This is a genomic window from Psychrobacter sp. AH5, from assembly GCF_040371085.1.
Lineage (GTDB): Bacteria > Pseudomonadota > Gammaproteobacteria > Pseudomonadales > Moraxellaceae > Psychrobacter.
In genome coordinates this window covers 1,127,806-1,139,550 of the sequence record NZ_JAMBMT010000001.1, presented here as the reverse complement: position 1 = coordinate 1,139,550, position 11,745 = coordinate 1,127,806, and the positions used below count along the sequence as shown (strand labels likewise).

Below are 11,745 nucleotides of genomic sequence, written 5' to 3'. Positions count from 1 at the left end.
CAACTCCATAATTATTGATTATAATTATCGTCTAAAAACCATGATAAATAGAGTGTCTAAATCTTTATAAAACTGTGCTTTTTATCGCTATGGGTGTTGTCACCTAATACTTAATCGCTAGGACTCATATATCAATAATTATCTATGATTGCCGCGACTTTTGGGCACTATTTATAAACCCATAAACTAGACAATCCACATAGCTATTGGATACAGATAAAGGCTAAGTTATAAAAGATCAGACAGCGCTATTACAAAACGAGCCTATCCAGCAAAAGCTAGATAAGGTTAAGTAGATCGTCGCATATTAAACGGACTACGTTAACAATACAAAGGCAAAATAACGTTAAGCGGCATTAGTGCCTTCTTCTTGTCGGTAGTGAAAGGAGTGTTATTAGGATACTGCAAATTCACTGTAAGAAAAACCTCTACGGCGTTGCTTGAGGTGATGCGCTTAACCTGCTCATATTATCATGAAAGAAAAGCGCAAACTATCCATATCTGATATTTATTTTGACAGGTAACTGTTTTAAAAACAAATACATAGCTTATATAAAAAAACCCTCACTATACCCCACTCTCAACTTCGAAAGTGATTGAAAAAAGAAGAGCACCTCACTAATCTATTGTTTTCGACCAAGAATACAATGGAGTTGTGAGATGTCCATAGACGAATTTATCATCAATATCTATTTAATGGTAGAGCAATATTACAAAATAGTCGTCACCAAACCCTTGCGAAGTGCAGGTTACGCGCCAAAGCTAAGTGATCCTGAGGTTATTTGCATGGAGATGGTCGGTGAATTTTTACACCTAGATCAAGACAAACAAATTTGGCAATACTTTACCCAGCATTGGCAAGACTGGTTTCCAGCCATCGGCTCATACCCTAACTTCGCAAAGCACTGCGCCAATCTGTGGCAAGTCAAACAGCAGATACAAGATAACGTCAGTCAAATTGAAGGCCGTGACAACATTCATTTTATGGATGGCTTTCCGATACCCGTCTGTCATTATGGACGCGCTTATCGGCATAAGAATTATCAAGACTTAGCAGCTTTTAGCTACTGTGCCGCTAAGCAAGAGAGGTACTATGGCTTTGAAGGCCATTTGCTTGTTAACTTATCGGGCATGATTAAAGGCTTTACCTTTGCTCCTGCCAATGTTGATGAAAGAGCGGTTGCCCCAGAAATCACCACTCATATTCATGGGCTACTTGGCGCTGATAAAGGGTATATCAGCCCGAGTCTGACATCGTACTACGACGCTCAAGGAGTAGATTTACAAACGCCACTCAGAGCTAATATGAAAGAAGATAGACCCAAACCTGTGGTAAGGCGGCTAATGAAAGCCCGCCGTATCGTTGAAACAGTCATTGGTCAGTTATCAGAACGATTTAATATACAAAAGGTACGAGCAAGAGATTTATGGCATTTGTCTCATCGATTGATTCGTAAAATCCTGTCACACAATCTGTGCTTTGTACTCAACAAAAAACTTGGTAATCCGCCTCTTCAGTTTGATTTGCTTATTTCAAGTTGAGAGTGGGGTTCACTATCTATACTCAATAAAAAGTAGCGGTAGCAAGGGTTAAGATTTAATAAAGCTGATAATGAGATTTTAGACAAATATAATTTTCGCTAATAATACAATAGTCAATATCCAAACAGCGATACTAATATCAGCAAATTTACCCGTTAGCGCTTTAGCAGCGGTATAAGTGATAAATCCAAGCGCGATACCATCGGCAATAGAATAAGTCAGCGGAGTGAACAGTAACACTACTACTACTGGCGCCGCTTCTGTCAAGTCAAACCACTCTACCTCTTTTAGGGTGCCAAGCATCAATACAGCGACATAAAAGATAGCGCCAGCGGTTGCATAAGCTGGAATCATACTAGCAAGGGGCGCAAAAAAAGTACTTAATAAAAACAGCACCCCTACGGTCACCGCTACCAGTCCGGTACGGCCACCGGCGGCGATACCTGAGACGCTCTCAATATAACTAGTCGTCGATGAGGTTCCCAAAAAAGTACCCGCTACAGTCGCTGTTGAGTCCGCTAATAGCGCTTTGCCCATATTTGGAATCTTGCCATCTTTACCCACTAAACCTGCCTGACTAGTAGTCGCAATCAAAGTCCCTGCGGTATCAAATAAATCCACAAACAAAAAAGCAAAGATGACACTGATCATACTGACATTTAGTGCGCCTGCGATATCCAATTGCATAAAGGTCGGTGCTATAGGCGGCGGCGCTGACATGATGCCTGTAAATTGAGTATTACCAGTTAGCAAACTAATCAAAGCAACTAACAAGATCCCTATAGTCACCGCTCCTGGTACTTTTTTGTAGGCTAATGCAATAATGACAATAAACCCTAACGCCGCCATCGCCGGTGAGAAGGTAGTCATATCACCTAAGCCTACCAAGGTGGCGTCATTATTGACGATAACGCCAGAGCTTTGCAGCGCAATAAAAGCCAAAAACGCGCCGATACCTGCTACCACGCCTTGCTTGAGCGAGACGGGAATAGAGTTGATAATGACTTCACGTATTTTAAATAGACTTAGCAGGACAAAGATACAGCCTGATAAAAACACCGCGCCAAGAGCGATTTGCCAAGTGTAGCCCATACCTAATACAACGCCGTAGGTAAAAAAGGCATTAAGACCCATACCAGGAGCCTGAGCGACCGGCAAGCGGGCGTACAGTCCCATAATAAAACAGCCTAGGGCGGCGGCTAGACAAGTGGCGACAAAGACCGCGCCTTTATCCATACCCGCATCTGCTAAGACGTTCGGGTTGACAAAGATAATATAAGCCATGGTCAAAAAGGTGGTCAGACCGGCCAGTAGTTCTGTCTTTATGGTGGTATTTTCACCATTAATCCCAAAATATCGTTCAATTGCATTCATAAGTATTGCGCTCAATATGCTGGTGAAAGGATAGATATTTAGACTTCTCTACGCTGATATCTAAATGAGAAGACTAAAAATAAAGGACGCCAGCAAGAGTATTGCGACGCTGAACAAAATGGATAAAATATTTTTAACAAAGCGTTACATTCTAGATAAACTAGCACATAAATTCAATCCTTAGCTAGCGTTTAAAGTAGAACCTAGCGTCCTATTCTCCTTTATAACTACCAGCTAGCTATCTTTATAGAGACCAATAGGTCTAAATTTTACCCAAATAGTAACAAGTTCTCCACGGGAAACTTTTATTTATAGGTAGTTTTTAGCTCATTTATAATTATTTGACATATTAATAAATGACCTTTTTGGTATTTAACAGTACACTAACGAGTTAATATGACTTTCTTGCGCTCATACCGTAGCCCCATAAATAATTGGTAGCTTAATTTGCAAGAAGGTCGCTTAATGATTATTAAACCAATGATTTTAATACCTCGTGGCCTAGCACCCTGCTACTAGCCATTATTGTTATCGTGAGTCCATTAGATGCCTGAATCTCTAAACATTATTGACCTTATTACCCAAGCTAGTTTGCTCGTTCAGATAGTCATGGCGTTATTATTATTAGCCTCTTTACTAAGCTGGATGGTTATCTTTCGTCTCAGCTCGCGTTTGGGTAGCGCCAAAAGCTATGATCGGCAGTTTGAGACTTGGTTTTGGTCAGGAGAAGATCTTGCTAAGCTCTATCAAGGGGTACAAGGCTCTCCTGATCGCCAAGGCTTGGAGCAGATATTTTATGTAGGTTTTTCTGAATATCTAAGAATGCATAAAAAGCGCCAACCCAAAGAAGATATTATCGATGGCGTTGAGCGCAAGCTACGGGTAGGTTTGGGACGACAGCAGCAGTTGTTAGAGTCCGGACTGACTACGCTTGCCAGCATAGGCTCAGTGGCGCCTTATGTCGGTCTATTTGGTACGGTTTGGGGTATTATGAATGCCTTTTTGGGCTTATCACAAACCGAGCAGGCGACTCTTGCCTCAGTCGCGCCTGGTATCGCTGAAGCGTTGATAGCGACAGCTATGGGCTTGTTTGCTGCGATACCAGCGGTACTTGCTTATAACCATTTTACCGCCAAATCAGCGCAGTTATATGAGTCGCGAGCGTTATTTTGTGATGAGATGACCGGCATGCTTCAGCGAGAAACTAGCACGGAGAGCCAAACCAATGCCTCTCGCGGCACGCAGATAAGTCAGAGCAATCCGCTATGAAGCCAAGTCCTTTTAGCCGCAAAAAAACCACGCTCAACAGCGAGATGAACGTCGTACCTTATATCGATGTCATGCTAGTACTGCTCGTCATCTTTATGGTAACCGCGCCTATGCTCACCACTGGTGTGGAGGTCGATTTACCAAAAGAGCAAGCGGCTAGCATGAGCCAAAACCAGTTGCCCGTCATCGTCTCACTCACTGATAATGGCGAGATTTTCATTAGTTATGAGAATAATATGGACGTGCCTGTTAGCGAGCCTGAGCTGATTGATACCTTGTCTAATCTACAAATACAAAGCAATGCTGAAACGGGGCAGCCTTTACAGATTATGATCAATGCCGATCAAAACAATCAGTACGGCGCTATTGTGGCGCTAATGGCCAACTTGCAGCAAGCTGGTATTCAAAAGGTAGGGTTGCTTACAGGTCCGCCTTTACCGGTGACACCATAAGCTTATACTTTATATCGACAAGTCTAGTACTTTATAATTATCCTAGGGTTATAATTACTTTAGTCATTACTTATAGTCCACTACTCAAAAACTTGCTAATCAGATTTTATACTCTGCTAAGCTGATGAATAATACTAATGAATAATCTGCCTACCGTCTATATTCCGACTGAACCTGAGAGCAACGGGCGAAGCCTGCCTTTGTTTTTGAGCTTGCTGGCGCACGGTATAGTGATTGGACTACTGATCTATACTTATCAGCAGCCTACTATCGAAACGGTTGGTGCGCTTGAGACTACCATGGTGTCACCAGAGCAATTAGCTGAACTACAAGGGCAGATCATGGCTAATCGCGCCGCAGCGGCCGCAACAGCTAGCGCCTCTTCCGCCGAAACGTTTGCTAGTGCTACTAGTAATGACAGCCCTGCTCCCGCTGAATCAAATTCGCAAAGCGTGCCAGTATTTATGCGCTCTGATGATGCCGCTGATGACTCTATTCTTATGAGCCAAGATCAGCAGCAGCGATTGGCTGAGCAAGCGGCCGCCTATGAGCGTAATATGGCAGAATTAGCAGCGCAGCTGGACAGCTCAGCCAATGAGCGCCTCGAACAGGTCGAACAAAATAAGCGTGAAGAGATCAACGAAGAGCGCGAGCGGCTGCGAGAGTTTCGCCATAAACAAAACAGTACAACTACTCCCAAAGTTAAGCGTCCAAGCAGTACGGATCGAAGTATCGAGATAGAGACAGGCAGCTCAGGGAGCGCTAAAACCTTTGATTTGTCAGATGGGCAATCGGTAGTAACGGGCGGTAGCTCAGCTAGCAGTAGTGGCTCATCCCGCTCCACTGGCGACTATAAAAAGGGGATCGCTGACAAAATTCAACGCAATCTAAGAGCGCCCATTGAAACGCAAGGTATGAGCGCTAGAATAGCTCTCAGATTAGACAGTCGAGGCAATGTATTATCCGCTAGAGCCAGTGGCAGTAACGAGGCGGTCAATAAAGCGGCAGAAGATGCCGCGCTCGCTGCTAGTCCCTTACCTATTGATCTAAACAATCCGGCAAAATATAGTGAATTAACTATTAATGTGGTGGTTCAATAGCTCATGATATCTTAAGCGCTGTACGAATGAATACAGATAAAGCTAAAGGCGATACCTCCTTGATTATAAGAATTAAATCTTTATAGAATATAGCCATTTGCTTTAACAGCAGTGCCTTCTTGTGAATGTTGAACATACCCTAAGCTAAGGTATTTACTTATGAAATTATTATCCTCTTCTGTTTTAAGCCTAACATCAGCGTCGTTATTACTGACGCCGTTACTGCTCACTCCTATTTACTCTGCAACAGCAGCACCGATGGAGATCGACGTCACGGTAGTCGCGCCGCGACAACAAAACCAGGTCGCTTTAGTGCCTTTTGCTGGCGACAGTGTATTGTCCTCTGTTATTGCTAACGATTTGAACCGAACCGAACTTAAGGTCACAACTCAAGGTCTGCCGCAGCAGCCTCGTAGCAGTAGCGAGTTGGCAGGCACTCTACCTGTCTGGCAAAATCTAGCTATTCCCTACTTAGTGGTCGGTAGTACCCGTAGCGATCGCGGCAAAGTGGTGACAGAGTATGAAGTTATCGAGGTTAAAACCGGCCGTGTGATACAAGGTAAGCAGAGCCTAAGCGCTGATAATAATGCACAAAGTCTGCGTTATGCCGGTCACGTTATTGCTGATAAAATCTATGAGCTGATTACCGGTACTCCAGGTGATTTTTCTGGGCGCATTGCCTATATTGAAGAGACTGGTGTGGGTAAGAATAAAACCTCACGCTTAAGAGTAATGGATGCCGATGGTGAAAACGCCAAAACCATCACTGAAGTGCAAGGCTCTATCTTTTCTCCTGCTTGGTCACCAGATGGCAATCGCATCGCTTACTCAGTACAACGCGAGAAATCCTATCCAGTGATTTATATTCAAAACGTTAGCGGCGGCGGTGCTAGCGTCATCGCCAACTATAAAGGGAGCAATCTAAGTCCCGCGTTCTCGCCAGATGGTAGTAAGATACTATTCTCTAGTAGCTTTGAGGGCAGCTCTGACATCTACGAGATGAGTACAAATGGTGGTAATTTGCGTAAACTTACTAATTGGCCTAGTAGTGAGGTGCAGCCAAGCTACGCACCTGATGGTCAGTCTTTTGTCTTTGTCTCTGATAAAGCTGGGTTTAATAAGCCGCAGATTTATCGCTATGAGTTTGGTTCAGGACGCATTACTAAAGTGTCCAATAGCAGCTATGCTACTAGTCCGCAGTTCAGTAGTGATGGCAGCCAAATTGCCTTTTTAAATGGGCGCTCGGCTGCCATTATGAATAGCGGCGGCGCGGTCACTGCCAATTTAGGCAACACCGGAATTGATGAAGCACCAAGCTTCTCGCCTAATGGCAAGCGCGTGGTCTATGCTTCTACTCAAGGCGGCAAAGGGGTGTTGACGATTAAGTCATTAAGTGGCGGCGAGGCTTTTGGTAAATCCGCTCAAGGCGTGATACGCTCACCGGTTTGGTCAGCTAGTCCTAAATAAGCGGAAGTATACTAAAACTAAAAAATCGCTTGATAGTATCAGGCGATTTTTGTCATAACATAGAGGCTATTCATTAGGATCGTAGCCAGGAGGATTGTCATGTCTTATCTGTGCCACATCTTCGGCGGTAACCGTTGCCTCTAGACCATTTAAATCTCTCATAATATATTGAGTCACCGCCGCCATTTGCTCATCATTCATCATCATATGAAACGATGGCATACCGCGTAGGCCATTTATCAAAATGCCTATCGTATAAAACTTAGAAGCCATTTTACTGTTATCCGCGAGTGGCGGATAATAGCCTGCTCCGTAGGCACCTTTACCATCATGCATATGACAAGCCGCGCAAGAACGATGATAGAGCTCGCGGCCATCGGTGCTATGATAGCCATTACTCTCTCCAAACACCTGATTCCATTTTTGTACTTCAGGATCCTCAGCCATAGCAGGAATACCAGCGTAGCTGACGATATCAACCTGAGGTTTCGCTAGCTCCTCTGGGCTCATATATACAGCGCCCCATGCGCCATTATTACGCCCAGCCTCAAAATCAAAATCATCTGCCGACTCTACTGCTGTTGGCTCTGCTAGCGTTTCAGCCTGATGATTGGTAGAGCAGCCAGACAGCAAAGCAATGGTGATAGCCGCTGTCAATAGTGAACCATTAAAATATTTCATAGTTGCCTCTTAATCTATTTATCTATGACAGCTGGCTAAACAGCCTTCGCTCTTTTATGTAATCGATTGGCGGTGTCTAAGCCAGATAGTATAGCCCCTTCTTGCCAAGCTGGAATATTTGAGCAGTGCTCGCCGGCTAGTACAATTCTATTATCGATCTGACATAAAGTATCGTAGTATTTCTCACGGCTCGATTCACTCCAAATACCATAGCAGCCTAGTGTCCATGGGATACGGTGCCAAACAACAGAGGTACCTGTCCTAAACTCTTTTGGATACTGCGGATGAATATGTTTGCCGTAAGCTAGAGCAGCATCAATACGCTGCTGCGGGGTTAAAGCATTGAACTTATAAGAGGTTGGCCCATAACCGTAGCCTCCTAGCAACACCCCTGATCCTGTGGTAAACATATTCTCTGAAGGATAAGCAATCTGTACGTTAGGCATATCAGTATAAGTTACCCCGCCATAGATCCATTCATCCTCTTCCCAAAAACGGCGCTTGAACTCAAGACCAACTTTAAACGAGGTATCATAAGGTACTGCTGACATTGCCTCTTTCATTGGCTTTGAGACGTTGATGTCCATTTGCGTCAATACGGTCAGCGGTATAGTACAAATACACCAATCGGCGCGCTCAGTTTTGGTGCCGCCATTAGGATTGTTACTATCGACATAATCAACGGTCACGCCGCTCTCATCTTGGTGAATTTTGGTGACTTTGGCATTTAAAGTAATCATATCGTTACATTCACGAGTGAAAGCATCGCCAATTTTGCCCATACCGCCGACTGGCTGAAACATAGTAGGATGATGCACGTAGACATCAAAGTTGGTATACAGATCCGACCAGACCCCAGATTGCAATAGCTCACTCATCGGTAGGACATCGGAGGGTTGAGGGTTAGGCATCAGGCCACCACCAGGATAGACACTATAACCACGAACCTTACTAGTGGCATGGCTTGTGACATAGCGATAATCTTTATCTAATACGCCCCAGCCTTTTAACCCTTCTAATAACTTCTCTTTATCCTCAGTATTTACTGAGCGATCAAGGCCACCAACATTAACCGACTTAGCTAGGAGCTCTGAAACATAGCCTTGCACATCACTACGGACGTCGCCTAAGCGCTGCGGTACGCCATTGAAATGATTAGTACGATGTAAATACGCTCTATTATTGGTTTGAATGAATGGCTCAAGTTTTACGCCAAACTTTTTGCAGTAATGAAATACAGCATAATGATGACTTGGTAGACGCCAAGGCCCACCATTAAAGTAGTTGCCCTCTTCAAAATCACACGTAACCTGCTCTCCACCAAGCTCAGTATATTTATCGCCGCTATTAAGCGTCCAGCTACGACCACCACCGCGATTTTGATACTCCAAAACCTTAACTTTATAACCGGCTTTACGCAGCTCATAAGCGGCGGTCAAGCCTGCAAGCCCTGCGCCAAGGATAATAATACTGGCGCCAGGAGGTGCTCCTGTCAGGTTCAACTCTTCCTTAAAAGTGGACTCAGAGGCAAACCCTAAGGTCGTCATAGCTTGGTACATGGCAGTAGCACCAGCCGTTTTACCAATCATAGAGAGCAGTTGACGCCGCGTGGGTGATTGAAGCATATCTTTCATAATAGTGTCCTTATGGTATGACCCTCAAAAGTAGCGCCTCCGCTTTATAATAAACTCTTATCTTTGCAAGGCTTACTACTTGATCATTACTCTAAATATTGGTGAATCAGTCTTATAATCGGTTATTATTTATCATTTAAACGCTTCTACTAGCGCTGCCGCAGCGATATTTTATACAAATTTGCGGTTTAATTTATCTACTAGTTTGCGCTCTAAGGGCGACGACGCGACCGTAGCACCGCTCTGATAATAAAATAAAGTACCATAAGCGCGACCAAAATACCGATTATGGCTAACACCCCTGCATACTTAATTAAAAAAGGCTTTTGTGATCCTACGACCATAGCACTGTCGACATCCGCAGCACTGACTTCACTCGTTTGAAGTCCACCGAACTTGACGCGTACATAGTTAGTGATAGCAGCAATCTGCTCAGAGCTTAACTCCTCTGAGAATCCTGGCATATTAGGTCTAATATTAGTCGCGCCTTTTACGCCATGAGCGATGACATTGATCAACGTATCCGGATTTTTACGGCGCATACTACTTAGACCGACAATAGGCGCGTAACCAGCATCAGGCTGAGCGTAACCATTGACCCCATGACAGCTAGCACAGACGTTAAGATAAAGCCCTTCTGGCGAATTACTATCCACACCAGCTTTTGCTTGGGTCAGATAATCATCTTGCGCAAGTAAATCATGAGTAATAGACGCATTAATGGGAGCCGGAAGGCTTGCAGTGTCTACTTCTGTAATGGTATCTTGTGTCTCAATGGCGGGGACTACTTTTAGATAAGAAGCAATCGCGCCCAAATCTTCATCGGTCAAATAGCGAGTACTATGCGCCACCGCTTCGCCCATAGGCCCGCCTGCGTAAGCGCGCTGATCAAGCTCGCCGGTATGCAGATAGGTGACGATATCGTTCTCACTCCAGCTGCCAATGCCGCTTGACTTATCGGGGGTGATGTTAGGCGCGTACCAATTACCGAGCTGCGCCCCTGATAAGTACTTACTGTTATCAGCGCCCATAGTACTATCGCGCGGGGTATGACAAGTGCCGCAGTGCTCAAGATTATTGACTAGATATTCGCCGCGTTGTTGGACTGGATTTAAATCGTCACGGGTTTCATAAGCAGGCAAGTTTATGATGTTCCAAAAAAATATCAAACTACGAATATTAAAAGGAAACGGTAAATCTGTCTTATTCTCAGGCTCTTCATCGATGGCTGGTACTGTTTGCAAATAAGCAAAAAGCGCGCTGATATCTTCATCTTTCATCCCATGATAAGATGGATACGGCATGGCAGGATAAATCATATGATCTGGAGCACGGCCTTTACGCAGCGCTTTTTTTAGATCGTTTTCGGTATAATTACCGATACCATAGCGCTTAGAGGGGGTGATATTGGTCGCATAGATATCACCCATTGGAGTCTCAATAGCGACGCCGCCAGAATAATCCTCTCTATGACAGGCCATACAATCAGCAGCACGAGCGACATAAGCGCCGCGATTGACCAGCTCACTGTTAGCTGGGCTTACATTAGGTAGAGCTGCCGCCTCAGATAGACTCGCGGTTTCAGCTAAGGCGGCGGTAGAAGTAAGACCGATAGCGAACATCGATAACATCAGATAAAGTGGCTTCATAGTATCCTCTTAAAGCTAGCAGCTTAATTTTTAGCTAATTGTTTTGCATAATCTTTATTAACTATTTTTTATAAAAGTATTAAAAATTGAGTAGATTCAGGTCTGTTTAACACTTAAACGCTTTTATGGTTCAACGATTACTATTTAGTCTTATTGATTTGTTAAGCATTTTCATCGCTTAGCGACTTATTTGTGGATTGGCCTATAAGAACAACTTATATTATTTCTAAATTATTGCTAGTTTATTAACTTATTCGTCTAAATACTTTACAAAAACGCCACTACATTTATATTGTTGAAGTCTATACAAATAAATTGATTTATTAGCAACCTAAATAATATCAATAGCAACCCTTAGCATCAGTTATAATTAGACTTATCTTGTCGCTATTTCCTGTCATTGCTATTATCATAAAAAGCTTAACTGTTTTGAGAGCACTACATTGAAAACCACTCCTTTGCTAAAGGCTATAAGCTCTATAAGAAAACCAGCTTTACAAGCTCTTACTATTAGTGGGCTGTTTTTATTGACGATACTACAAAGTGGTTGTCAATCTCTGCAATTTGGTGCCAGTCC

9 protein-coding genes are annotated in these 11,745 nt (G+C 43.7%); 5 read left to right on the top strand and 4 right to left on the bottom strand.

The window, feature by feature from the left end; translation table 11 throughout:
* Nucleotides 1-660: 660 nt before the first annotated feature.
* The gene (locus tag M0N77_RS04820; RefSeq protein WP_353103404.1) at nt 661-1,542 is read left to right on the top strand and encodes an IS982 family transposase; all 882 of its coding nucleotides are present in this window, start codon (nt 661-663) and stop codon (nt 1,540-1,542) included.
* A gap of 78 nt (nt 1,543-1,620) precedes the next feature.
* Here M0N77_RS04820 and M0N77_RS04815 read toward each other — a convergent pair whose 3' ends face one another.
* Entirely contained in the window at nt 1,621-2,916 is a 1,296-nt protein-coding gene (locus M0N77_RS04815) for an NCS2 family permease (RefSeq protein ID WP_353104017.1), read from the bottom strand.
* Nucleotides 2,917-3,462: 546 nt separating this feature from the next.
* Between M0N77_RS04815 and tolQ the strand changes: the two genes are divergently transcribed.
* The 4 genes from tolQ to M0N77_RS04795 all read left to right on the top strand — a co-directional run bounded on the left by tolQ (nt 3,463) and on the right by M0N77_RS04795 (nt 7,204).
* Nucleotides 3,463-4,185 carry a protein TolQ gene (tolQ, locus tag M0N77_RS04810; RefSeq protein ID WP_353104015.1) on the top strand — a complete coding sequence of 241 codons (723 nt, stop codon included), beginning with the start codon at nt 3,463-3,465 and terminating at the stop codon, nt 4,183-4,185.
* Nucleotides 4,182-4,637 carry a protein TolR gene (gene tolR, locus M0N77_RS04805; protein ID WP_353104013.1) on the top strand — a complete coding sequence of 152 codons (456 nt, stop codon included), beginning with the start codon at nt 4,182-4,184 and terminating at the stop codon, nt 4,635-4,637. Before tolQ ends, tolR begins: the two co-directional genes overlap by 4 nt.
* Nucleotides 4,638-4,774: 137 nt before the next feature.
* Nucleotides 4,775-5,737 (top strand): energy transducer TonB, encoded by a 963-nt coding sequence (locus M0N77_RS04800; RefSeq protein WP_353104011.1) that lies wholly within the window; start codon nt 4,775-4,777, stop codon nt 5,735-5,737.
* A 159-nt stretch (nt 5,738-5,896) separates the two neighbouring features.
* Nucleotides 5,897-7,204, top strand: a complete 1,308-nt coding sequence (locus M0N77_RS04795) for a translocation protein TolB (RefSeq protein ID WP_353104009.1) — start codon at nt 5,897-5,899, stop codon at nt 7,202-7,204.
* 66 nt (nt 7,205-7,270) lie between these two features.
* Here the strand turns inward: M0N77_RS04795 and M0N77_RS04790 are convergent, their stop codons facing one another.
* The 3 genes from M0N77_RS04790 to M0N77_RS04780 form a co-directional block, all read right to left on the bottom strand.
* The gene (locus M0N77_RS04790) at nt 7,271-7,885 is read right to left on the bottom strand and encodes a cytochrome c (RefSeq protein ID WP_353104008.1); all 615 of its coding nucleotides are present in this window, start codon (nt 7,883-7,885) and stop codon (nt 7,271-7,273) included.
* Nucleotides 7,886-7,920: 35 nt separating this feature from the next.
* Nucleotides 7,921-9,519: an NAD(P)/FAD-dependent oxidoreductase gene (locus M0N77_RS04785; protein WP_353104006.1), complete on the bottom strand. Its 1,599-nt coding sequence runs from the start codon at nt 9,517-9,519 to the stop codon at nt 7,921-7,923.
* Between the two features lie 212 nt (nt 9,520-9,731).
* Entirely contained in the window at nt 9,732-11,168 is a 1,437-nt protein-coding gene (locus M0N77_RS04780) for a cytochrome c (RefSeq protein ID WP_353104004.1), read from the bottom strand.
* Nucleotides 11,169-11,745: the final 577 nt, after the last annotated feature.